Origin of the sequence: Chondrinema litorale (assembly GCF_026250525.1) — a bacterium.
Taxonomy (GTDB): Bacteria; Bacteroidota; Bacteroidia; order Cytophagales; family Flammeovirgaceae; genus Chondrinema; species Chondrinema litorale.
This window is the reverse complement of the sequence record NZ_CP111043.1, coordinates 1,708,415-1,733,227: the sequence shown is the minus strand read 5'-3', so window position 1 is coordinate 1,733,227 and position 24,813 is coordinate 1,708,415. Positions and strand designations below refer to the sequence as shown.

Genomic DNA, 24,813 nt, shown 5'->3' with positions numbered 1-24,813 from the left:
GAATATTACTTATGAAAATGATGCTTCGTAAGCTTCGTTGTCAAGTAATGTATCTAAAGAAGCTCCATCAGCTATTTTTATTTTTATCATCCATCCTTTTCCATAAGGATCTGAGTTTACCAATTCTGGTTCTGCATCTAGTGCTTCATTAAATTCTAAAACTTCGCCTTTTATTGGCATAAATAAGTCAGAAACAGTTTTAACTGCTTCAACAGAGCCAAAAACATCTCCTTCTTCCACTTCGTCACCAACAGTATTGATATCTACATAAACAATGTCTCCTAATTCTTTTTGAGCAAATTCGGTAATACCAATAAATGCCTCATCACCATCAATTTTTATCCACTCGTGATCTTTAGTGTATTTTAATTCTTTAGGGAAACTCATTTTTATAAAGTTAAAATGTGATAAAGGTTCAAATATAAATTTTTATTACATAAAGCTTCAAGCCTTTTTATCAGGATCTCAACTTTACTTTAAATTATGTTGTTATAAATAGTACTAGCAATAAAAAAAGTAAAGATGTATAGGAATATTTGCAAATTCTTAAGAATAAGTTCATAACTAAACATGATATTTGCACAACAATATACCAGCGTACATCGTAAAAAACATTCCAGCTATTAGAATATTATTGAATATCAATTTATTATGAGACTTGTTAAATACATCTTTTTCAAATTTGTGTTTTTTCTTTCACCAGTACTTTTCTCAGGTTACAACCCTGATTTATCAAAAGAACAGAAAAAAAGGCTATATCTTAAAGAATTATTTTACAGAAAGATTCGCCAAAAAAAGTTAGAAAACATCTAATTTAATGCATCCTGTCAGATCTGGGTTCAAGGTTCTCTATAATTGCTTTTTCTTCTTTAAGTAACTCTTGCCAGCGTTTGTCTACTTCTTCTCTTGGTAAATAATTTCTAGCCAGAGTAATGAAATTAGTATAATGTCCAGCTTCTGAAACCATTAGTTCGTAATAGAACTCTTTTAGATTTTCATCTTCCAGGTTTTGCCAGAGTAATTTAAATCGCTCACAACTTCTAGCCTCAATAAGTGCACTCATTAAAAGCTTCTCAACGAGTTGCTGCTCTCTACTTCCTCCTTTTTTAATTTTTTGTGCAAGTTGATTAACGTATTCATCCTTTCTCATTTTACCCAAAGAAATTCCCCTCTTCCTCATCTCTTTTAAAACTCTCTCGAAATGATCCCATTCTTCAGCTACAACAGGTGTAAGCATTTCTACAAGCTCATCCTTTTCAGGATATTGAACAATTAATGAAATACAGGTTGACGCTGCTTTTTGTTCGCAATAAGCGTGGTCTATAAGAATATCTTCAATGTTTTTTTCAGCGATGTTTACCCATCTTGGATCTGTGGGTAATTTGAGATGTAACATCATAACAACTACAAATTAATTTAATCTAATAATTGTAACAGTCTGTAAATTATTCTGCAATGTAAAAATATATCAGGAAAGACTCAGTAACAATTTTTTGAAAATTCAGGGTAAACAACTAGCTTAAAGTATCATTAAACAACCTTAAATTATGCAATATTCGAAACCAATGCTTAGAGAAGATGCCCTAGAAGGAAAAGTTATTTTAGTAACTGGTGGTGGTTCAGGTTTGGGAAAATCTATGAGTAAATATTTTTTAGAATTAGGAGCTAAAGTAGTAATTGCCAGCCGCAAAATGGAAAAACTCGAAGCTGCTGCCAAAGAACTTACAGAAGCAACAGGAGGAGAAGTATTACCAGTACAATGTGATGTGAGAAAATATAATGAGGTAGAAGCAACCTTAGCTACAGCGAAAGAGAAGTTTGGTAAAATAGATGTCTTACTTAACAACGCAGCAGGAAACTTTATAAGCCCCACCGAAAGACTCAGTCACAAAGCATTTGATACTATTATAGGTATTGTATTACAAGGTACATATAACTTTACTTTGGCTTTGGGTAAAGACTGGATAGAAGCCAAACAAGCCGGAACCATTTTGAATATTGTAACGACTTACTCATGGACAGGTTCTGCTTATGTAGCTCCATCAGCCGCAGCAAAAGCGGGTGTATTGGCACTTACACGCTCTTTAGCTGTAGAATGGGCAAAATATGGAATTAGATCAAATGCAATTGCTCCGGGGCCATTTCCAACCAAAGGAGCTTGGGATAGGTTGTTTCCTGAAAATTTGAGAGAAAAATTCGATTTTAAAAAGAAAGTGCCATTGGGCAGAGTTGGCGACCATCAGGAGTTAGCCAACTTGGCCGCATACTTGGTTTCTGATTTTTCATCTTATGTAAATGGTGAAGTAATAACTATCGATGGAGGTGAATGGTTAAAAGGGGCAGGAGAGTTTAATTTCTTAGATTTTATTCAGCCAGAGATGTGGGATCAGATAGAGAAAATGGTAAGAGGAGCAAAGTAATTGAATTATAAAGCGATTAATTTTTTCAGTTTACCAGATTTATAGCAATAGTATTAATTGTGAAATCCTTTTTAAATATAGTTAAGTAATTGATTTTCTTGATTTTACGAAGTATTGTCACCCTTTTTGAAATGCAAACGTTCCCGTTGTTTTTGAAATAGTTTAATGTTCCTTATACTTCATTTTAGTATAATAGGGGTGTTTTTTCTAATAAAGAAATAATTAACATACCTACATATTTTTAAATAATATCATTATGGAATTGAGATATGCCGCGAATCCTCGCGATGCAAAACTTTACACAACACAACGATTAAGAGAAGATTTTTTAATTGAATCAGTATTTGTAGACGATCAACTTACTGGGGTTTATTCTTTGTATGATCGTATGGTTACAATAGGAGCGAAACCTATTACAAAATCACTTGAATTACCAGCATTCGAATCTGTTACTAAGGCTGATTATTTTTTGGAAAGAAGAGAGCTCGGTATTATCAACATCGGTGGAAAAGGTTCAGTAACTGTTGATGGAGAAGTATTTGAATTAGCGAATAAAGACTGCTTATATGTAGGAAAAGGAAATAAGAACTTAGTATTTAGCAGTGATGATGCTTCTACTCCCGCTGAATTTTTTGTAAGTTCAACTCCTGCACATGCATCTTATCCAACTACTAAAGCTGTACAAGCTGAGGCTAACCCTGTAGAATTAGGAACTGCTGAGACTAGTAATGAAAGAACCATTTATCAATATATTCACGAAAATGGCATTAAGAGTTGCCAATTGGTAATGGGCTTTACTGAGCTTAAAAGAGGTAGTATTTGGAATACATTCCCTCCACATACGCATAACAGAAGAATGGAAGTTTATCTATACTTCGACCTTCCTGAAAATCAAATTGTAATGCATTTTATGGGTGAGCCTACAGAAACCAGACATTTGGTTATGAAAAATAAGCAAGCAGTTATTTCACCTGAATGGTCTATTCACTCTGGTGCAGGAACTTCAGCTTATAGTTTTATCTGGGTAATGGGTGGTGAAAATCAGGCATTTACTGATATGGATCCGGCTGGCACAGATGTATTATTATAATATTTTGAACTTTTAAATAAGTAAATAATCATGGATTTTTTTGATTTAAAAGGGAAGACTGCACTGGTTACAGGGTGTAAAAGAGGTATTGGAAAAGCAATGGCTATAGGTTTAGCTCAAGCAGGCGCTGATATAATTGGTGTTTCAGCTTCTCTAGAGCTAACTGGTAGTGATGTAGAGAAAGAAGTAACAGAATTAGGAAGAAGCTTTAAAGCATATCAATGCGATTTTTCTAAAAGAGAAAAGTTATATGAATTTATTGAGCTCTTAAAGCAAGAAAATGAAACTCCAGATATTCTTGTAAATAATGCTGGTACAATTATGAGAAAGCCAGCAGCAGAACACCCAGACGATTATTGGGATACTGTAATTGAAGTAAACCTCAATGCTCAGTTTGTTCTTAGTAGAGAAGTTGGTAAAGAAATGGTAAGTCGTGGAAGCGGAAAAATTATTTTCACAGCCTCGTTACTTACTTTTCAGGGAGGTATTACCGTACCAGGTTATGCAGCTAGTAAAGGTGGAGTAGGCCAGTTAACAATGGCTTTATCAAACGAATGGGCATCTAAAGGTGTAAATGTAAATGCAATTGCGCCAGGTTATATCGCTACGGATAATACTTCTGCATTAAGAGCAGATGAAACCAGAAACGATGCAATTCTAGCTAGAATTCCAGCAGGTAGATGGGGTAAACCAGAAGATTTAGTTGGAGCAACAGTCTTTCTATCTTCTAAAGCATCTGATTATGTAAATGGAATTGTTTTAACTGTTGATGGAGGTTGGATGGGGAGATAAGATAATTAGTTAAGCCATAGGTTAATAATACTGGCACCTTCAATTTTATAACCTGTCAGTATCTCTTTTTCATTATAAACTATGGTGTATCCCTCATTTGGAACATTCCATAAATCACCTCTTAAGAAACTACTTACACCAGTAGGGATATGATTACTATAGAGTCTGCCTGGCAAACCATGTTCAAGCTGGGCAGACTCTGTTGTTATATTTTTATCAGGGTTGATATCTTTTGGTAGTGGTTCAAGTTCTTTTACAATACTTTTCCAGTCTTCATCTAACTTTTCGGGTAAAAAGCCAGGGGAGAGAATTACAGAAGCATCTTTGTTATTCTTGCTATATGCTTCTGGATACCAAGCATCATTACTAATTAATATCTTAGTTTTTCCGATAGGTAAATCAAATACTGGGATATTTTCAAAACTGCCACTTTTAATAAAATCTTGTTCTTTTTTAAAAGGGCATGCCTTTCTTATAATGTGTGGGTAAGCAGTTCCATCTGGCTTATATAAAAGAGAAATATTGAAGAGGTCGCCTTTATTACTATTCAATTTTCCATCTTTAACATTTGGATTTCGGATAATTATACTTCCTGGAATTACGTAAACATTGTATTTATTAGCCATCGATGAAAAGACAAAGTTAAAAACATGAGCCATTTTGTCAGATTTCATGGAAAATAAAGCATATTGTTTTTTATTAGGAATATCAGGGGCATTGAGATATTCTGGAATAAAGTTTATCAAATTACTCCAAATAGCAAGTTCACAGGCTTTAGAAATATTGCTTGCCTTTAACACAGATTTTTTTTCATTTTCTGCAATTAAACCTGTACCAAGGTGCTCTGGCAAGATAACAACAGTGTTTTCATTAAAAAAGCCTTCTACCTGTGCTTTGGCAAAATAACTATCTATTTTATTATAAAAGTTTTCGAGATTAGCATAATCTGCAGTGAACATAAAAGGCTGTATAGAAACAATATTGCCTTTGCTATTATCGGCTTGCCCAAACTCAGATATTTCCCGAAGTTTTAATGAGGTTTCTTTTAGGGTAGGGTTTCTGTCAAAATTACTCCACCAGAAATAAATGGTCGTTATAAATAAAAATAAAGCAAGAACATATCTGTACTTTTTCATATAGGAAAGCTTATACAAGCCTGTTGATTAGTTTTTTATAGAAAACTTTTACAACCAAATATAACGAACATCAATCTAATTACGAATGATACAACTTGTTATAAACAAAATAAGCAGACCCTTTTAGGTCTGCTTATAGATAGATTACCAATAAACTACTCTGATTTAATTTAATCTTACTCGTTGAAAGAGATCACTTTCTCGAATGATTTTGCTCCTGATTCAATCTTAAAAGTATAGCTACCTTTAGTGATTTTGTCAAGGTTGAATTTTTTACCGTAGTCTTTGCTTTTGCTTTCTTCGTCGAAGTGAACTAGAGCTCCTTCTTCGTCATAGATGCTAACAGATACGGCTTCTTTTAAGCGATTTGCTAAACGTACTTCAACTTTACCATCGCGTAGTCTAATGTCAGGAGTGATAGCAACAGATTCTTTTTCGTTTGCTACAGTGATTCTACCTTGAGAATCGATATCGAACTTTTGCGATACTTCAGCGTTTCCGCTTATAATATAGAAAGTGTACTCACCAGAATTTAATCTTGAAAAATTAAACATTTCCATGTACACGTCTTTTTCATTTACATACTTGGTGTATACCTGAGCGTTATCTGCATTTTTGATGATAACACGCATATCGGTACTTTTTAAGTTGCGAACAGTAAGCAATAACTTGCTATTATCTGTTTGTGGCTTTAGAGTTAGCGAAAGTTCGTCTGCAATATCGTTTGCGTAAACAGCTGCATTTAATGATCCGATCATTAATAATGCCGATAAAATTGCTTTTCTAATTAGCCTCATAGCTGAAAAATTTTAAATTGTTTGAAAATGATTTCAATGCAAACATAACCGCTTATGCGATTTTTTGTGTAAATTTAATGTTAATTATATGTTAATGTAAAGTTAAATAAATATATATAAATTAACTTAATGTTAAATAGTGATAGTGCTTAATAATTGATTTTTTTTATAAAAAAGCTGTTTTTGTTGAATATTTAAAATTTAAAACGTTTTAAATTATGATATTATTAAAATAAACCAATTTAATTAATAAATCAGTATTAATTAAAAATTACCAAAACATATATTCGCATAAACAAATATAAAAACTTTTTTTAGCGAATTTGCCAGCGAAAATTCACTTTTATGAAAAAACAATTAAAAAGACATGGAATATTTTCAAGATTATATGAAAAGCAATGTGTGCTTTGGTTGTGGAATTGAAAATGAAGAGGGTTTACAGATAAAAAGTTATTGGGAAGATAACCTGAGTATTTGTAAATGGCAACCAGAAGAAAAGTATCATGGCTGGGCAAATTTATTAAATGGAGGTATTATAGCTACATTAATAGATTGTCACTGTATGTGTACAGCAATGGCTGCAGCATATAAATATGAAGAGAGGGGTTTAGATAGTTTACCAGAGTATCGTTATGCAACAGGAACAATTACAGTTAAGTACCTTAAACCAACTAGTTGTGAAAAAGAAGTACTGTTAAAAGCAAAAGTACTTGAGCTAAAAAATAAAAAGGTTGTAATGCAGTGTGATGTTTTTTCAGAAGGGGAGAAAACAGCAGAAGCAGAAGTAATAGCTATTAAAGTATATAATAGTGCAGAAGACCAATCAAAAAATCCATTTAAATAATGGCTTAGTGTATAAGAGTTATATTAAATCTTCTGATTTGTCTAATATATCCCAAGTATGGTCAGCTAACATTTTAACAGTTGCAATATATTTTTCAAAAGGTTTTGATCTGCCCCATTCATTAGGGCCAATTAATGATAGAACATCTTTTTCCTGATTTTTTTGATATAAGTAATATACTTCACCAATGAGGGGATCGAATGGAATATCAGCAAGATATATTCTTTCAGAGACTTGTACTCTTGATTTAATAGCATTGGCTTGTTCAGCAAGTAAGCGCATTTGCTCATACAATTGTTGCATCTGTAAATCTGTTTGTTGATGCATTGCTTTTACTGAACGGCCTTTAATTTTACCTTTATCTTCTGGTTTTATTACTGCACTACCATTGTTATGTGCATAAGGTAATACACCAGGGTTTTCTGTTGCACTATCTTTTAGTTTTTCAAAATCAATTTGATTTAGATCTACTGCTTTTCCTTTTTGATGCTTTGCTTTATCTTTTTCCATATACAGTTTTCTCTTCTGTTAAAGAAATTAGATCAGAAATTAAGTTGCTACTGCAAATTAACAACACAGGCTGCCTTTTAAAAAAGCAGCCTGCGAAATTTTTATTTTGTTATTGCATCAATCCGAACGTCTGTCATGTAATCAGGAATAGGTAAACCAAAGTGTTCAAGAAAACTTGGAACGATGGCTGTTGTTGAAACTCCATGAACACGACTATTTTTTACTGATGTATCCTGTGGGTCATATACAATAAAACAACCCTCAGGTATATGGTAAGCGGTTCCATCAGACTCGTCGTCGATTTGTTCATTCGCTAATCCGGCAGCAGACAATGCAACGGGCACATTTTTAAAAGAGAAAGTTTGTTCCTCTAGATTTCTGTGTCCGAAATTAATCGAGAAGAAATTATCTTTATTTCTAAAAATAATTGGCTTACCTGCTATATAAACTTCTCTTAAATCAGCATTTAACTTTTGAGCTTTTTTATCATCAAAAACTGAAAAGTTATACTGTGGGTGCATGGCTGGTTTAATTTCCCAGTCATTATGGTTAAGATTAAAGGTATTTAAAAATTTGGTAATGTCTTTACAGTATAGCTCAGTGCTCAACTGCTCTGCTTTAGTAGCTTCTTGCCCCATACTGCTGCTAACTACAATTTTGTATTCTGGATTTTTGTTAGCAAACTGAACCAACTTCTCAAAGAAGTTATTGAAATGATTCATTGCATAATCAATCTCACCAGAAAATCTATTTTTCCATTCATTACTTAAGTTGTATGTATCGTAATGATCTGGAAAAGTAGCTGCCCAATAGCGGTGCATTGTAGATGCTACATGGTTTGAGAAAAATGTTGAAAAAGAAGGCTTTTTAGTACCAACTAGTTTTAAATAAATATCAAAAGCCAGTACAGATTGAAATACCCTTCTTCTGTTCTTTTTCCAGTTCTCTCTTCTTTCTGCGAGTAATTGTCCGGCTACGCTTGCTAAAGTTTTTGGCTGAATACCTAAAGAAGGTAAGCTTACAGCTAAAGCAGATGCAGCCTTCATGTCGATTCCAGTATCTACATTTCTGCCAGATTTTCTAGACATAGCCAGATTGAATCTCTGGAAAGGCTCTATTTTTTTTGGATGAGAGTTACTGTCTCCAGCAAATGGGTCTGGAATAAAAAAAGAATAATTTTGATAGTTAGTAGGCATAGGAAAGGTATGCATAGAAGAAAATACCCCCGGTTGCTTTCCTGCATCTGCCAATATTTTCCAAATTGGTGGATATTTTTCATCTACAGAACTTAAGTTTTCACCAAAGTCATGTATTTTATGCTCACTGTTAGTTACACCTCTGTGTACAGTTGGCCATGTTTTCCACGGAGAAAGTTCTCCCTCATCTTCTGCTACAGTTTCTACCTGTGCACATTTTGGAAGTACCTTAGCAAGAGTTGATGTTGGATATTTTTGGCAAAAATGATCAATAACAGTGTAAGGAACTTCATTTAGCTCAAGAAAAATAAACTTTCTCATAGATTACGTGATTGGTATTTGTTTCAAAATTCTCTTTTAAGTAATTGCCAATAAGGTTTGTTTTAGGTTAAAAAATTTTAGCAACGAAAAAGTACTACTTTGAGAATTAATATCAGGATATCAACGAAAAAGCTTGAGTTTATGTAAGTAAAGCAGAGATTTTTTTTAGAATTAATTCAAATAATCGATAACTGCCAATAACCAGTCTGGTTTAAAAAAGAATAATACGAGTGGAAATACCATGACTGATAAGAATAATTGTTGTTTTTTATTCAATAAAAATGGTACTGATGTAATTGGTGGAGTTTTAAAAAATGAAAAGTAGGGCATTTTTAAGTAATAATATAATGCGATAAGCACATTAAAAATACCTACAGTGAAGAGTGTAATCATTAAAGAATTGCCAGACTGTACTTGTTCCCACAGAGTAGAAAAAATGAGCAACTTTGCTGTAAAACCTGCTGTAATTGGTAGACCTGTCAAAGAGATCATCGTAATCAATATCAAAATAGCAGGGAATATTTGTGCTTTGGCACTTCCTTTCATTAAAGATATCTGATCTGATCCAAATTTTTGTTCAAGAAAATATACCCAGCTAAATGCGGCAAAGTTCATGAATAGGAAGATAGAAACATAAAATTGTAGGCTTGCCATGCTTCCATTAGAAATGCCAAAAATAGGAATGAGTATGAAACCTGTATGCGCAATGGAAGAATAAGCTAGCAGCCTTTTACTACTAGTTTGCCACACAGCAGAAAGGTTACCAAATAAGATACTAAGCATGGCAACTGCAGCAACCAAATAGTTTAGAATACTTTCGTTAGAAACAGCAAGTCCAGATTTTTCCCATAACACACAAAAAATAAATATTGCACCAGCTTTAGGAGCAATTGAAAGGAATGCCACAAATGGTGTTGGTGCAGCTTCATATACATCTGGTGCCCAGCCTTGAAAAGGAAATGCAGCAAGCTTAAATAGTAAGCCTATAAATAATAGACCACAAGCTAATAATCCAATTTCAGTTCCTGCAAGTTGAGTAATACTTCCGATTGTTTCAAATTGTAAGCTATTGGTAAAAGCATAAATTAGAGAAATTCCATAGAGCATAAATGCTGTAGAAAATGCGCCAAAAAGCAAATACTTCATACTTCCTTCAACACTTCGCTTGTCATAATTAAAGTATGTAAGCATATAAGAACTAAAAGAAACGATTTCTATAGAGAGGTAGAGCATTAAAAAGTTGGCTGCCATACTCATAAAGTGAAGTCCGAGTAATAAAAATAATAGTAAGCTCAGGTATTCTCCACTTCTTATATTGTTATTCCTTTTACCAAAAAAGCTGAGAGAGATTGAAAATATTGCTGAAAAAGTAAATACAAACTTAAAAAAAACAGTCTGTGAATACATTTCTAGGTTTCCTAAAATTAGTTTGCCAGTTTCTTTAGGTTGTATATAGAGTAAGTATAAGTGGATAATTAATCCAACAATAGATAATACAGTATTAAAAAATTGTTTTTTATCTTGACTAAAGATACTGAAAAGCAATACAACAGTTGCCAGTGTTAGCAGCCATAATTCAGGTATTAGTTTTCCTGCACTAAGTAAAATATCGTTGACTTGTTCCTTCATCTTTACTTCAGATCAATTGTTTGCCTGAAAAATGATTTCTAGGTTCTGTTTTCCAGTTTCTTGTATAAAATCGACAAAGTAAGCTACACTTGGTTCAAACAAATCGAGGAGTAATTTGGGGAATATACCAAGTATTAAACTGATTACAGCAAGTGGAATAAGCATTGCTAATTCTCGACTAGTTACATCAGAAAAGATTTTACTTTCATTTCGGCTCCAAAAATTACCAAGAAACATTCTTTGCAAAGTCCATAAGTAATAAGCAGCACCTAAAATTAATCCCAGTGTTGCTGTAATGGCCATCCATGCAGGTAAAAGGTTGTTTACTTCATGCGATTGGAATGCTCCTAAGAATACAAATAGTTCTGCAATAAAGCCAGAAAAGCCCGGTAAGCCTAATGAAGCAAAAAATGCAATAGTTACCAATGCAGAATAAATAGGCATTTTGCTACTTATTCCTTTGTAATGTTCAATTTCAAGGTCTTTTGTTCTGTAGTACAAAACTCCGGCTACGAGAAATAGCATCCCTGAGATAATGCCATGGCTAAACATTTGATAAATAGCTCCATTTACTCCCTCTGCAGTAAGTGAGGCAATGCCTAATAATACAAAGCCCATATGTGAGATAGAGGAATAGGCAATCATCTTTTTTAAGTTATGAGTACCAAGTGCAACAAAAGCCGCATAAACAATTGCTATTACGCCACCGAGCCCGAGCCACCAAGCAAAATGAATTGCTCCTTCAGGGAAAATACTGTACGGAATTCTTAGAATACCATATCCACCAATTTTTAATAATATACCTGCCAATACTACTGATATACATGTTGGAGCTTCAACGTGAGCATCGGGAAGCCAAGTGTGAACAGGCACTGCAGGAAGTTTTATGGCTAAACCTATAACTAATAATAAGAAAGCGATAAGTCTGGCATTTTCTCCAAAAAAAGAATTTAGATTGCCTTTAAAAAATACACTATTAGGTATGTAGTTTTTAGCATCCATCATGGAGATCATATCAAAAGTTCTTACATAATCTTCTGATGAAAGTGTGCCATTTAACAACATCTCTTGTACTTGTATTCTCTGCGAATCAGTTACTTCTTGTATGTTTTGAGCTAGTCCAGTTTTAACGGCAGTTGCTGTAGGATCAATTACAGAAGTGTATAAGCCGATCATTACAATTAAAATTAAAACTGAGCCAGCTAGTGTGTAGATGAAAAACTTAATTGAAGCGTATTCTCTTCTCACTCCACCCCAAATGCCAATTAAGAAATACATTGGAAGCAGCATAAACTCAAAAAAGAGATAAAACAGGAAGAAGTCTAATGCTAAGAAGCAACCGTTAATACTGGTGTTTAGTAATAAGAAAAGTGCATGAAAACCTTTGGTTTTGGTTTTTATTTCGAATGCCGAAATGGCTGCAATAAATAGTATAATAGAGGATAACAGCATCATACTGCTGTTTAAGCCATCCATTCCTACAAAATAATTTATCGAAAAGTTACCAAATGCTCCCATCGATATTTGGAGCCAAGGGTGTTTTTCAATAAGTTGAAATTGATTTTCAACGTTGACTCCTGTTTGTATAATATCACCACCTTGTAATATAATACTACAAGCAATTAGTAATTGAATTCCAGTTACTACCAGACTTATCCAAGGATAAGCTTTTTTTAAATTGCTTGGTAACAAAAGCACCATTACAAGTGCTACCAGCGGTGAAAAAATGAGTATGGTAAGTATATTTTCACTCATTAATTTATATATATTGAGTTATTACTAATTTTATTAAGAATGAATCCTTAAAATTTAAAAATGAAGAATAGCGCAATGAGCAAAGTAGTAACCAATGCTGCCGAAATATAAGATTGCACTTTTCCTCCTTGTATCTTTCTGCTAAAGTTTCCTGTTTTTCCAGTAAGCCAAACCAGTGTTTTAACAAAACCGTCAATAATTATTCTATCTATCCAGGCAATTACATGTGCGATGACTACCTGAGTAATAGCGAAATTGTCAATAGTTTTATCAATCCATTTTTTATCAAAATAGGCTAGTGTACTTGCAGTTTTTATCAAAATATTTTTCAATTCCGGATCAAAAAGCTTGTCTAGATACCAAAAATTATATGATAACTTATAGAATACATTTTCGGTTGAAAACAGTCTGGAAATATTGATGCTTTCTTTTTGATACACGAGCCATGCTACTCCAATACCACTTAGAGAGAGAATTGTTGAGATAGCCACTACCAATAAATGATTTTCACTTTCTGAATGCATTGCCCCTAAAATATGCATGAGCCAACTGCTTTCTGCATTAAAAGGATTTAAGGTGAATATCAAAAACAAAGACATACCTGCTAATAGAGCAAGAGGTAGTTTGATTTTGAAAGTGTTTTCTTGTATGTGTTTCCAAACTTGAGTATTTCCTTTCCATCCATCTTTACCTCCAAATACTTTAATTAATTGTCTGCCAGTATAGAATGAGGTAATTACTGCAGTAAGAAATCCTAAAAAAGGAATGATAAAAAGTAAAGAGTTCTGTTTTTGAAGAGAGAAATGGAGCATACCTGTCAGTATGGCATCTTTAGAAAGAAACCCTGAAAATAGTGGAATGCCAGCCAGTGCAAAGCCACACAATGTGAATGTAATGGCAGTAAAAGGTAATTTCTTGTAAAGTCCACCCATTAGATTCATATCTTGGGCATCAAAATCTTGATGGCTAGCATGTGCAGCATGATGTAATGCGTGAATTACTGCTCCGGCAGCTAAGAATAAACCTGCTTTAAAAAAAGCATGAGTGAATAGGTGGAACATAGCACTTTCGGTTGCTCCAACTCCAATGGCACTTACCATGTATCCTAGTTGAGAGATAGTAGAAAATGCCAGTACTTTTTTTATATCAGTTTGTGTTAAAGCAGTAAATGCAGCAGCGAACGCTGTAATAATACCAGTAAAAGCTATAATTAAATTAACTTCAGGTGTGAATAAAAACGAAGTGCGGAAGAGCATATAAACACCTGCTGCTACCATTGTTGCTGCATGGATTAATGCAGAGACTGGGGTAGGACCTTCCATTGCATCTGGCAACCAAGAAGAAAGAGGCAATTGTGCTGATTTACCAACTGCGCCACAAAAAATTCCGAATCCGGCTATAAATAGAATTGTACTATGCTCAGCAGAAATATTTCCTGTTTGAAAGCTTTGAGCAATTAATTGTAAATCTGATGTGGAGAATAATACAAATAAAGACAGTAATCCACATAAAAAGCCTGCATCTCCAATTCTATTTAATAAAAATGCTTTTTTAGAAGCTCTTTGGGCTGATTTTTTCTGATGCCAGAATCCAATAAGAAGATACGATGATAGGCCAACTAACTCCCAGAAAATATAAATAATAAGTAGGTTGGAAGTGAGAATAATACCCAACATAGAAAAGGTAAATAAGCTTAAGAAAGCAAAATACCTGCTATAAGCTTCATCTTCTTTCATGTATTCTTGTGAGAATAACTGGACAAGTGTAGATACAAAACAAACAGTGACAAGCATTAATGCTGCTGTTTGATCAATAAATAATCTTATATTATAAGAATGTCCTTTTATTTCAAACCATTGAAAAACTACCTCTATATTTTGATTAGTAGTAAAAATTTGAATTACTATATATAATGAGACGCAAGCAGAAATAAATGTGAATAAAGTAGAAAACAAACCAGAGAATTTTCTTCCTGTTGTTTTAGAGAAAAACATAAGGAAAATAAAAGCAATGAGGGGAAAAGCTGCTATTAGAATAGCTGTTAATCCAAGTGGTTCATGTATAGTTTCTACTGCTTCCAATTGTGTTTATCGGATATTGTCTCAAAATTCTTGGCGAAAATACGAATTAATTATTGATTGCCTATTTATCTCCTAGTTCGTGAATTTCATCTGGTTCGGCGGTTTGATAAAATTGATAAACCTTTAAAATAATTGCTAGAGCAACTGCTGCTTCTGCTGCGGCAACTACTATTACAAATAAGGTAAAAACCTGTCCGTGTTGAGTTTTGGGGTACAATTGGTTAAATCCAACCAGATTTAAATTTGCTGCATTCAACATAAGCTCGATACCAATTAATATAATGATGGCATTTTTTTTAATTAGTACGACAGTTACTCCACACGAAAATAAAATCAGGCTTACCGCCAGAAAAACTACAGGTGAAAACATGATTACATCAATAAAAATTTTCAGCCGGCTAAGATAATGAAATTCAATGACCCACCTTAAAATGTATCGCTTTATTTATCATAAGAGAGAATAAATAATTCAATCAGGTAAAGTTCGTTGTCTTACAGATTTAGCGATTTTTAGTTTTTGAAGTATTATAAATTTCTCATGTTAGATTTTATTTCTTTTGTTTGGTCGACAGATCCTGGAATACTTGAGCTAGGTAGTTTTTTTACTTTGCATTGGTCTGTTTTGGTAGTTGGTTTGGGATTGTTCTTAGCATTTGAGCTATTTTACAGAACTTTATCTAAGGAGAGCTTTCCTAAGAAAAAATCTGAACTTCTTTTTGGAGCAGGGCTTTTAATAAGTCTTATTGGAGCAAAAATATGTGCTACTATTTTTAAAGGTAGTAGTAATATAGATAACTTAACAGAAATTGAGTTTTCTCTATCTGGTGGAATTTTATTTCTACTTGCTTTTTGTATTTTTCTTACAAAAAAATCTCCTAGAACTCAATTATTAAATTTACTGGATACAGCTGTTTTCTCATTACTTCTTTTTTTAACTTTTCAGCAGGCAAGTTTATTTCTAGAACCAGGTAATTGGGGAAAACAAACCGAAAGCAAATTTGGAGTGGTTTTTACTAATGAAGCTGAGAGTATCTTAGCAGGTGTCTTTGATAAAATAGATACAGTTCAAATAAAAAAAATAGAAAATATAGCTGATGTAGGGCAAGTTCCTGTAAGTATAAATATCGATTTTATTGATGAACTTAAAGATCAACAAGAAGCTGAAACCTTTTTAAATAAAGATTTTAAGAAGAGCATTGTATTTTATGAAGTCTTTAACCAACATGTGCGAGTTGATTCTGTTAAACCTCTTGAGTTTTCGATTAATAAAGTAGAAAATCAAAAATTACAGGCAGAAGTTAAAGCAATTGGTATTTTAAGGCATCCAACAATGCTTTATAAAGCTCTATTTATATTAATAGTTTTTACTGCTTTAATTTATTACAGAAATAAATTACCCAAAGGAATGGCAGCAGGTTTAGGTATATTGTTATTACTATTAGGGTTAACTACACTAAATTTTTTATTTGCTAATAAGTTTTCTTGGGATGTAGTATCAGAAAATAGCCTTTCGCTAATTTTATTTTCAGCTAGTGCTTTTTATCTAGTCAAATTGCCTGAGCTTTCAGTTTCTAAATCTTCTTAGACTAAATTACTCTTAAAACTTAAGGATTATTTCTTTAAATGAATGATCAAGTGTCTCTTGATTAATACATCTAATATCTTCTACTGAATTAGATTCAAGATCTATACACACCTCAAATAAAGCCTCTTTATAGTTATAGTATACTATTCTAAATGCTTCGTTTTCGTTTGACGAAACTTGATTAGCATTCTGAATAAATGTTTTTTTGATATTGAGTGGAAGTACGTTGAAATTAATATTGTTCATTTTAGCTCCTATGTTTGTTTTTTTAAAAATGGAGTATTTTAATTTTATTTTTCTTAAATAATTAGTCATAATATTACGCAAGTAATAAATCAGTACCTCTCGTCTTAAATGAATATCAATTCTTGATTCCTAACAAATTGGAGGTTGAAGGAGCTTTTGAAGCATTTAGTTTTTACATAACATAGCATGTAATCTTAACTGTTTTGCTATAAATATTACATAAAAGTTACTTTTAGAAGCCCTCTAGAGGGTGTGTAATCAAACTTTTATATTTAAATATATGTCTAGTTTTTGATGCGCTATTATATATAATTAACATTTTACAGGAATATTGGTCTATGAAACAATATTTGAATATTATTAATAACTGGGGCGTAAATAAAAACCAAAGTGAGGCTTTAAATAAAAGAATATTTCTTGCTAATCAATTGGCTATTATTCTTATAATACCTTTTTTGTTTTTTTTACTTTCAACACTGGTTTTTGGTTTAGTAAGCCATTTTGTTTTTTTAAGCTTTTCGATACTTGCTTATCTATCAGTTCCATTACTCAATAGAAAAGGGTATATCAATGCTTCAAGAGTTCTATTATGTATAGGACCCACTATTTTTATTACTACTGCTTCAATTTTAGCTAAGCTTAATACTGATGAAGCAAATGTGATGGTAGCTCTTGCACCAAGAGCTTTTATTTTATGTATGGCTGTGCTTCCTCATGTAATTTTCAATTATGAAAATGGGAAATTAATGTGGAGTTCATTTATCATAAATAGTGTTTGTGTGCTTTTTTACGATGAGTTACATTTCATTTTTGGTATTCAAATAAGCCATTTGGAATATGATGCATGGAAGTATGAATGGTTTAGAGCAACAATATCGATTGCTTTTATTACTATCACGCTTTTCTTATTTGTATTACAAGATATAAATGAGAAGTTCCAAAGAAGAATTGAGGAACAGAAAAAGGAGCTTTTAGATTTAAATAGACTCAAAGGGAAATTATTAAGTATTGTTTCTCATGATTTAAGAAGTCCGTTAGGTTCTTTACAAGGAATGCTTGACCTTTTGAGCATAGGTAGTCTTTCTCCAGAGCAAATGAATAAGATTACTACAGACCTGAGTGAAAAGATTGCTAACACCGTAGATACAATGGATAATTTGTTGAGATGGTCCATGTCTCAAATGAATGGATTGCAAGTAAACTTTTCATTAGTAAATCTCAATGAAATTGTAAATCAGACTTCTCGCTTTTTAGAAGCAGCAATCAATAAGAAAGATATTATGATTATCAACGATGTTGATACTTCTATTAAAGTGGTTGCTGATAATGAAATGATTAAAATTATTATTAGAAATATAATTTCAAACGCGATAAAATTCTCTCCAACTCATTCAAGAATTACCATATACACGGAGCAGATTGAGAATGAGGAAGTTCTTGTGCACATTAAGGATGAAGGAATTGGCATGGATCAGCAAGAAATTGAAGATTTATTCAATCCACATAGCCATTTTTCTAAACCAGGAACACAAAATGAAAAGGGTTCAGGTTTAGGCTTAATGTTATGTAAAGAGTTAGTTGAGAAGCAAGGAGGAGTTCTACTTGTGAAAAGCAAAAAAGGTGAAGGAAGTATATTTTCCTTCACCTTTAAGAATGTAAGTGCAAACAATATGACAGAAAACAAGAAGTTGGTTACTGCTTAATATTACTTTGCGATTCATCTAATGCAGTCTCTAAAGACGCTATTTTTTCTAAGAATTCTTGTTCTTTTCTTTGAATTTGCTCTTGTGTTGCCTGCATTTCTTCCATATTTTGTCTCATTTCTTCATCTTTCATCCTTAACTCTTCTGATTGCATTTGAGACTCTTCTAGCAATGAGCGTGTCTTTCTGTTTACAAGTATACTTGAGATGGTTGAAGCAATACTTTCAGAAAGTCGCTCTACAAATTCAATTTCATAATCTTTAAATACATTGAATGAAGCAATTTCCATTACACCATGTATCTCTTGATTAAACTTCAATGGTACTATAAGTATTGACTTTGGATTTGCTTTACCTAATCCGGAAGTGATTTTTATGTAATCATCAGGAACATCTGTGATAAATACAGTGTCTCCTTCTCTCCAAACTTGCCCTGCTAAGCCTTCACCCCAAAGAATCTTTTTCTTCATGTATTTTCTCTTTTCCCAAGCATAGCAGCCAATTAATTCTAAGTGTTTATTGTCAAGATTTGAGTCGTTAACAATGAATATTCCTCCCTGATTAGCATTTAGGTAGCTTACCATTTCGGCAATAAGATTTGGTCCTAATACTTCAAAAGAATCTGTAGTGCTTCTTAGTATCTCTCCAAATTTAGCGTAACCTTCGTTTGCCCAGTTTCTATGTCTATCAGCATCTGCTACTTTTTTAAGGTTTTCTCTCATCGAAAGTAAGGCATTTCCTAATTCATCATTTTCACCTAAAAGGGTAAATTCAGATGAATAATTTCCTGTACCAATATCTTGAGCAAATCTAGAAGTTTCTCTTAAGCCAGTTACCAGTTTATTTACGGCATCAGTCATTTTACCGATCTCGTCTTTTGAGCTACTTTGAATATTGTGACTCAATTCACCTTTACTAACTAATTCTATAATTTCTTGAATTTTTCTAACAGGTGAAGTAACACGGCTAGCAGTTAATAATGAAGTAAATATCGAAACTATTAAAATCACCAAACCACTGATAATGATACTTATCATTATATAGCTATTATTAGCCATTAGGTTATCTCTAGCTATTTCTTTCTCCTGATTTTTTTGCTCGATAATCTTATCTAAATCTGCAACAAGTGCATTACACATCGGCAATACATGAAATTCTAGTTTGTCCTCAGCTTCGAACATGATGAGTGGGTCATCATAAGATTCAAACTCCGCTAAAGAAACCATAATTTCTTTTTGTTTTTCCTGAATAGCTTCATATTTCTGAAGGGCAAAATCTAAAGAATCTTTAGAAGCGCTATCCCAATTAGTAGATAACCTTTCTAATCTAACTTTTAGCTCAGGGTAAACCTCTCTGTTGATCGTCTTTAATTCTCTTTTGTCATCTTCATCTTTAATTAAATAAACCCAGTTTGTAGTAAGTTCTCTTGATCTTGTAACTAAAAACTTAAACTCATTGAGTACATTTAATGAAGGGTCTTTCTGGTCATAAAGATCTTTAATAACAGATTCTGAGCGGGAAATAACTATAGTATTGAAAATTGCACTTGCAGAAAACAATACTAATAAGATTAGGAATCCTAAAATTATTTTGCTTTTGATGCTGTTAAACTGCTCTAATTTCATGGATATGTTATTATTAATATAGTCATATTGAAGATTTCCCTAGTTAAACGCAGTGTTAAGTGTTTTAATGTGTGAGATATTGAATGTTTGCCAACAAACTGTTTAAACATTGATTATTGATTTTATGAGGAGGTTTGCAACACTATTTTCTGAGATAGATCAGACTAATAAAACCAATAAAAAAATTAGTCTTTTGAGGGAGTATTTTTTGAATGCACCTGATAAAGATAAGCTTTGGGTTTTAGCTCTTTTTACACACAAAAGACCTAAAAGACTGTTAAAAACATCACTTTTAAGAAATTGGGTTACTGAAATTGCGAATATTCCAGATTGGCTTTTTAGTGAGTCATATACAATTGTAGGCGATTTAGCAGAAACAATTTCACTAGTATTACCTCAGCCTAAACATAAATCAAATAAGACACTCACAGAATGGGTGAATTTCTTAAAAAGCTTAGGGAATTTAGACGAATCAAGACAAAAACAGGAAGTAACTCAGGCTTTAGATGAGTTAGATTCACAAGAAAGGTTTATATTAATTAAGTTACTCTCTGGTGGATTTAGAATAGGAGTGTCTCAAAATTTAATTGTAAGAGCTGTTTCAGAAGCTACAGGAGTTGATAAAGCTGTTATTGCACATAGAATTATGGGTAATTGGCATCCTGATGAGATTACTTTTAATGAATTAATTATAGAGGAAAGTCCTGATCAAGATATTTCAAGGCCGTATCCATTTTGTTTAGCTCACCCTATTTCGGACAAAGTGGAAGACTTAGGTGATGTAAATGAATGGTTTGCAGAGTGGAAATGGGATGGCATTCGTGGGCAGATAATTGTTCGAAAGAATCAACTTTTTATTTGGTCTAGGGGAGAAGAGTTGGTTACAGATAAATTTCCTGAGTTCGAAACTTTTAATATAGATATTCCCGATGGGACAGTGTTAGATGGAGAAATATTATCTTACGAAAATGGAGTTCCTCTGTCCTTTGGTGAATTGCAAACTAGAATTGGTAGAAAAAATATTACCAAAAGCATATTGAAAAAGACTCCAGTTGCATTTATGGCATACGATATTCTTGAGTGGGAAAGCCAAGATTTAAGAAATATCTCATTCGAAGAAAGGAGACGAATTTTAGAAGAACTTAATAATGAAATAAAACATCAGTCATTTGTGATTTCTCCTTTAGTGAAGTTTAAAAGCTGGAAAGAGCTAGCTGAAATCCGAAATTTATCCAGAGAGCATTTTGCAGAAGGGCTGATGTTAAAGAGAAAGCCTTCTGTTTATCATGTTGGTAGAAAAAGAGGCGATTGGTGGAAATGGAAAATTGATCCCCTTTCTGTAGATGGTGTACTTATTTATGCACAAAAAGGTCATGGAAGAAGAGCTGGTTTATATACCGATTATACTTTTGGTGTCTGGCACGAAAACGAATTAATTGTTTTTGCCAAAGCATATTCAGGATTAACAGATGCAGAAATAAAACAAGTAGATGCATTTATCAGAAGAAATATACAAGAAAGGTTTGGGCCTGTAAGAACAGTAACTCCTCAGTTAGTATTCGAAATAGGTTTTGAAGGTATCAGGCAATCAAATAGACACAAATCTGGTGTTGCATTAAGGTTCCCTAGAATATTAAGATGGCGAAAAGATAAAACCATCGAACAAGCTGATACACTGGCTTCATTGAATGATTTGGTAGATAAATATACTACTCCATAAGTTGATTGGCGAATATCTTAATAAAGAATCTTTGCAAAAAAATTAAAAATCATAAATTGCAAGAGACTTTATAAACATTTAGCAAATGAAATCTAAAATTAATCGAAAGGAGTTTCTGCAATATTCAGGCAAAGCTATTGCCGCTGGCTATCTTTCTTCTTGGATGTTATCTTCTTGTGCTGCTCCTGTTGGAAATGCTGAGAATGCTGGCAGAATGAAGAAGAGTTTAAAATTCGGGATGATAGAAGAAGATTTATCTGTTCTAGATAAATTTAAATTACTTAAAGATTTAGGATTTGATGGAGTAGAATTAGATAGTCCAAATGAATTATCAGAAAAAGAAATTTTAGATGCAAGAGATAAAACTGGTTTAGAAATTCCGGGTGTTGTAAACTCAGTACACTGGAAAGCTCCTCTATCAGACCCAGATCCTTCGGTAAGAAAGAAATGTGTAGATTCCATGGAAACCGCTTTACAAGACTGTAAAAAATATGGAGGTACTACAGTTTTATTAGTACCAGGTGTAGTGGGTGAAAATGTTTCTTATGATGAAGCTTATGCACGTTCGCAAGAAGAGATTAAAAAAATATTACCAATTGCAGAAGAAACAGGTGTTAAAATAGCAATCGAAAATGTATGGAATAACTTTTTACTAAGTCCATTAGAAGCTGCCAGATATATAGATGAGTTTGAGAGTGATATGATAGGCTGGTATTTTGATGTAGGAAATATTGTGAGATATGGTTGGCCAGAGCAGTGGATCAGAATTTTAGGTAAAAGAATTATTAAAGTAGATATTAAAGAATACAGCAGAAAGCTCGCTAACGAAGAAGGTGTTTGGGAAGGCTTTAAAGCTGAATTGCTAGAAGGCGATTGCAACTGGCAAAATGTAATGACTGCTTTAAACGAAGTTGGTTATGCTGGTTGGGGTTCTGCAGAAATACCAGGAGGAGACAGAAAAAGATTAGAAAAAATCTCTCAGCTTATGGATGAAATTTATTCTTACTATCCATCTCCTGTATAATTGTAAAGTATTAAACTGGGTATTGCCAAGGGTCTCTATAAGCTCTACTTAAAAGTTTGTTAGCTTCTTCATCATTGTGGATAATTTCTTTTTTTCCATCCCAGCTAATGCTTCGACCTAGTTTATAAGAGAGCATACCCAAAAGACTCATATTAGTAGCATAATGCCCCTGTTGTATATCTGCAGCAGGGGTTTTATTATTCTCGATAGATTGCATAAAATCTGCCCAAAGTTCTGGAATATTCTGAGAGTCTGGTTCATGTAGTTGATGATCTTGATGGATGATTTCTTTATTTTTATTTGATGGATAGAATGTCCAACCATCTAGCCAACCCATGTGGAAAATACCTTCAGTCCCATAAAAATATATACCAATATTATGCTTTTCAGAAGGATTGGCAGAAAACAACCTGTGTTCCCAAGTTGCAGTAAAAGATTCAAACTCATAAGTAATTATCTGATGGTCGGGTGCATCTGTATTATCATTTCTTACAGCTCTACCACCAGTAGAGTGAACAGATTTAGGATAGTTTTCTTCCGTCCACCACAAAATTTGATCGAACCAGTGAACGCCCCAATCACCAGCTTGTCCATTAGCATAGTTTAAGAATTGCCTGAATCCTTTAGGGTGCATAGAAGGGTTATAAGGTACCAATGGAGCTGGACCACACCACATATTCCAATCTAAGCCTTCTGGTACTTCTGCATCGGGTACTGGCTTACTATCATGATAACCATAATGTACAAAAGAGCTTACCATACCTATTTTTCCGGCTTTACCAGATTTTAAAAATTCAATACCAGACATATTGTGTGGTGAAACGTGCCTATGTAAACCTACTTGCATTACTTTACCAGTGTCTCTGGCTGCTTTTACCATTGCGATACCTTCTCTAATAGTATGGCCAACAGGTTTTTCTACATATACATGAGCACCTGCATTTACAGCAGCAATAGCAATAAGGGGGTGCCAATGATCTGGTGTAGCAACAATTACAATCTCTGGTTTTTCTTTTTGCAATAATTCTCTGTAATCTTTGTAGGTTTTTGGCTTATCACTAGAGAGCTTATTCACTTCGGAAATAGCAGCGCTCAATTGCTTATTATCAACATCACAGAGAGCAATAACTTTAGAACTACCAGAAGCCATAGCAAATCTAAGAATATTCATTCCCCACCAGCCGCTGCCAATAAGGGCTGTTTTATATTTTTTTGCTTTTGAATGGAGGTTAATAAGTGGGAGTGCAGAAAAAGCCAAACTGGCCATTGATGACTTTTTTACGAATGTTCTTCTTTCCATATTTATAGAATAGTTTCAGTTGCTAACTAAGTAGTAGTTATTAGAAAAAGGCTTAACTTTTTTATGTCAAAATATTAAATAACAGCCATTTTCCAAATAAGAATAGACGAATAGAGACTTTTACATATCGAAATTTATAAGTACTTTCTATTATCAATAAAAAAGCAGTTAGCCTAATATAGACTAACTGCTTTTTTATATAAGTTGGATGTTGTTATTTATTCTACGATCTCAAGTAGTTCAACATCAAAAATAAGAGTAGCATAAGGTGGTATGTCGCTTCCGGCACCTCTATCTCCATAAGCTAAGTCATAAGGAATAAATAATTTCCATTTAGAGCCAGTAGGCATCAATTGTAAAGCCTCTGTCCATCCTGCAATTACGCCTTGTACCGATAATACAATTGGCTCTCCTCTATCATAAGAGCTGTCGAATACAGTTCCATCTGTAAGCATACCTTTATAATGTACTTTTACTCTGTCGTCTGTTGCAGGTTTTTCACCAGTTCCTTCTGTTAATACTTCGTATTGTAGTCCACTTTCTAGTGTTACTACATTTTCTTTCTTTTTATTTTCAGCTAAAAACTCTTCACCATCAGCACGTAAAGCAGCAGTTCTTTTTGTATTTACTTCATTAATAAAAGTCTTTATAAGAGCACCCGCTTCCATAGGATCCATTTTAGCTTGATCGTGTCTAACATCTAAAAAAGCTTGTTGGAAAGACGGTACGTGCAAAGAATCAAGAAAGCCTTGTTGTTTAATATTCATAGCAATATTCATTGCTAATGCATAACTAATCTGATGCATTGCAATATTAAAATCGGTAGCTTCTCGAGAGAGACTATCTTGTAATACTTTGAGAGAATCTTGTGTGCTAGCCAGTTGTGCTTTAAGTTCTTTTTTTGATTGTGCAAATAACTGTTGATTAAATAATCCTAACAGCGAAATGATGCAAATTGTCTTTAATGTTTTTATATGCATTATTGATTAGTAAATATTTAAAGAAATGAATATTTGCTAATATAAACTGCACAAATATTT

Annotated in this window: 21 protein-coding genes; 8 read left to right on the top strand and 13 right to left on the bottom strand. The window is 33.1% G+C overall.

What is annotated here, in order from left to right:
- Window positions 1-9 precede the first annotated feature (9 nt).
- Together gcvH and OQ292_RS07325 are read right to left on the bottom strand one after the other, a co-directional pair.
- A complete protein-coding gene (gcvH, locus tag OQ292_RS07330; protein WP_284685400.1) occupies window positions 10-387 on the bottom strand; it encodes a glycine cleavage system protein GcvH in 378 nt (125 codons plus the stop codon).
- 427 nt (window positions 388-814) lie between these two features.
- The gene (locus OQ292_RS07325; protein WP_284685990.1) at window positions 815-1,396 is read right to left on the bottom strand and encodes a MiaE family protein; all 582 of its coding nucleotides are present in this window, start codon (window positions 1,394-1,396) and stop codon (window positions 815-817) included.
- Between the two features lie 151 nt (window positions 1,397-1,547).
- Between OQ292_RS07325 and OQ292_RS07320 the strand changes: the two genes are divergently transcribed.
- The 3 genes from OQ292_RS07320 (at window position 1,548) to OQ292_RS07310 (ending at window position 4,302) form a co-directional block, all read left to right on the top strand.
- Window positions 1,548-2,420, top strand: a complete 873-nt coding sequence (locus tag OQ292_RS07320) for an SDR family oxidoreductase (RefSeq protein ID WP_284685399.1) — start codon at window positions 1,548-1,550, stop codon at window positions 2,418-2,420.
- 256 nt (window positions 2,421-2,676) lie between these two features.
- Window positions 2,677-3,510 (top strand): 5-dehydro-4-deoxy-D-glucuronate isomerase, encoded by an 834-nt coding sequence (gene kduI, locus OQ292_RS07315; RefSeq protein ID WP_284685398.1) that lies wholly within the window; start codon window positions 2,677-2,679, stop codon window positions 3,508-3,510.
- Window positions 3,511-3,540: 30 nt separating this feature from the next.
- Complete coding sequence (locus OQ292_RS07310; protein ID WP_431733760.1) at window positions 3,541-4,302, top strand: SDR family NAD(P)-dependent oxidoreductase; 762 nt, start codon at window positions 3,541-3,543, stop codon at window positions 4,300-4,302.
- A gap of 5 nt (window positions 4,303-4,307) precedes the next feature.
- Here OQ292_RS07310 and OQ292_RS07305 read toward each other — a convergent pair whose 3' ends face one another.
- Together OQ292_RS07305 and OQ292_RS07300 are read right to left on the bottom strand one after the other, a co-directional pair.
- On the bottom strand, window positions 4,308-5,438 hold the full coding sequence (locus OQ292_RS07305; RefSeq protein ID WP_284685397.1) for a carbon-nitrogen hydrolase family protein: 1,131 nt from the start codon (window positions 5,436-5,438) through the stop codon (window positions 4,308-4,310).
- 176 nt (window positions 5,439-5,614) lie between these two features.
- Window positions 5,615-6,235 (bottom strand): T9SS type A sorting domain-containing protein, encoded by a 621-nt coding sequence (locus OQ292_RS07300; protein ID WP_284685396.1) that lies wholly within the window; start codon window positions 6,233-6,235, stop codon window positions 5,615-5,617.
- Window positions 6,236-6,602: 367 nt separating this feature from the next.
- On the opposite strand from OQ292_RS07300, the gene OQ292_RS07295 reads away from it, so the two are divergent.
- Entirely contained in the window at window positions 6,603-7,079 is a 477-nt protein-coding gene (locus OQ292_RS07295) for a PaaI family thioesterase (protein WP_284685395.1), read from the top strand.
- 18 nt (window positions 7,080-7,097) lie between these two features.
- Here the strand turns inward: OQ292_RS07295 and OQ292_RS07290 are convergent, their stop codons facing one another.
- The 6 genes from OQ292_RS07290 to nuoK form a co-directional block, all read right to left on the bottom strand.
- Window positions 7,098-7,589 (bottom strand): DUF2452 domain-containing protein, encoded by a 492-nt coding sequence (locus OQ292_RS07290; protein ID WP_284685394.1) that lies wholly within the window; start codon window positions 7,587-7,589, stop codon window positions 7,098-7,100.
- Window positions 7,590-7,690: 101 nt separating this feature from the next.
- The gene (locus tag OQ292_RS07285) at window positions 7,691-9,106 is read right to left on the bottom strand and encodes a hypothetical protein (protein ID WP_284685393.1); all 1,416 of its coding nucleotides are present in this window, start codon (window positions 9,104-9,106) and stop codon (window positions 7,691-7,693) included.
- Window positions 9,107-9,277: 171 nt separating this feature from the next.
- Complete coding sequence (locus OQ292_RS07280) at window positions 9,278-10,735, bottom strand: NADH-quinone oxidoreductase subunit N (protein ID WP_284685392.1); 1,458 nt, start codon at window positions 10,733-10,735, stop codon at window positions 9,278-9,280.
- A gap of 12 nt (window positions 10,736-10,747) precedes the next feature.
- Entirely contained in the window at window positions 10,748-12,490 is a 1,743-nt protein-coding gene (locus OQ292_RS07275; RefSeq protein ID WP_284685391.1) for a complex I subunit 4 family protein, read from the bottom strand.
- Between the two features lie 47 nt (window positions 12,491-12,537).
- Window positions 12,538-14,571, bottom strand: a complete 2,034-nt coding sequence (gene nuoL / locus OQ292_RS07270) for an NADH-quinone oxidoreductase subunit L (RefSeq protein WP_284685390.1) — start codon at window positions 14,569-14,571, stop codon at window positions 12,538-12,540.
- 61 nt (window positions 14,572-14,632) lie between these two features.
- Window positions 14,633-14,941 carry an NADH-quinone oxidoreductase subunit NuoK gene (nuoK, locus tag OQ292_RS07265; protein ID WP_284685389.1) on the bottom strand — a complete coding sequence of 103 codons (309 nt, stop codon included), beginning with the start codon at window positions 14,939-14,941 and terminating at the stop codon, window positions 14,633-14,635.
- Between the two features lie 168 nt (window positions 14,942-15,109).
- On the opposite strand from nuoK, the gene OQ292_RS07260 reads away from it, so the two are divergent.
- Both OQ292_RS07260 and OQ292_RS07255 read left to right on the top strand, forming a co-directional pair.
- Window positions 15,110-16,156 (top strand): prolipoprotein diacylglyceryl transferase family protein, encoded by a 1,047-nt coding sequence (locus tag OQ292_RS07260; RefSeq protein ID WP_284685388.1) that lies wholly within the window; start codon window positions 15,110-15,112, stop codon window positions 16,154-16,156.
- Between the two features lie 584 nt (window positions 16,157-16,740).
- Window positions 16,741-18,105 (top strand): sensor histidine kinase, encoded by a 1,365-nt coding sequence (locus OQ292_RS07255; RefSeq protein WP_284685387.1) that lies wholly within the window; start codon window positions 16,741-16,743, stop codon window positions 18,103-18,105.
- On the opposite strand, the gene OQ292_RS07250 is transcribed toward OQ292_RS07255, so the two are convergent.
- Window positions 18,095-19,729: a GAF domain-containing protein gene (locus tag OQ292_RS07250; protein WP_284685386.1), complete on the bottom strand. Its 1,635-nt coding sequence runs from the start codon at window positions 19,727-19,729 to the stop codon at window positions 18,095-18,097. The two genes, OQ292_RS07255 and OQ292_RS07250, sit on opposite strands and share 11 nt — an antisense overlap.
- A gap of 124 nt (window positions 19,730-19,853) precedes the next feature.
- Between OQ292_RS07250 and OQ292_RS07245 the strand changes: the two genes are divergently transcribed.
- Complete coding sequence (locus tag OQ292_RS07245) at window positions 19,854-21,449, top strand: ATP-dependent DNA ligase (RefSeq protein WP_284685385.1); 1,596 nt, start codon at window positions 19,854-19,856, stop codon at window positions 21,447-21,449.
- A gap of 85 nt (window positions 21,450-21,534) precedes the next feature.
- A complete protein-coding gene (locus OQ292_RS07240; RefSeq protein ID WP_284685384.1) occupies window positions 21,535-22,473 on the top strand; it encodes a sugar phosphate isomerase/epimerase family protein in 939 nt (312 codons plus the stop codon).
- A gap of 10 nt (window positions 22,474-22,483) precedes the next feature.
- Here the strand turns inward: OQ292_RS07240 and OQ292_RS07235 are convergent, their stop codons facing one another.
- Both OQ292_RS07235 and bamJ read right to left on the bottom strand, forming a co-directional pair.
- Window positions 22,484-23,773 carry a Gfo/Idh/MocA family protein gene (locus tag OQ292_RS07235; protein WP_284685383.1) on the bottom strand — a complete coding sequence of 430 codons (1,290 nt, stop codon included), beginning with the start codon at window positions 23,771-23,773 and terminating at the stop codon, window positions 22,484-22,486.
- 218 nt (window positions 23,774-23,991) lie between these two features.
- A complete protein-coding gene (bamJ, locus tag OQ292_RS07230; protein WP_284685382.1) occupies window positions 23,992-24,753 on the bottom strand; it encodes a BamJ family beta-barrel-assembly machinery protein in 762 nt (253 codons plus the stop codon).
- Window positions 24,754-24,813: the final 60 nt, after the last annotated feature.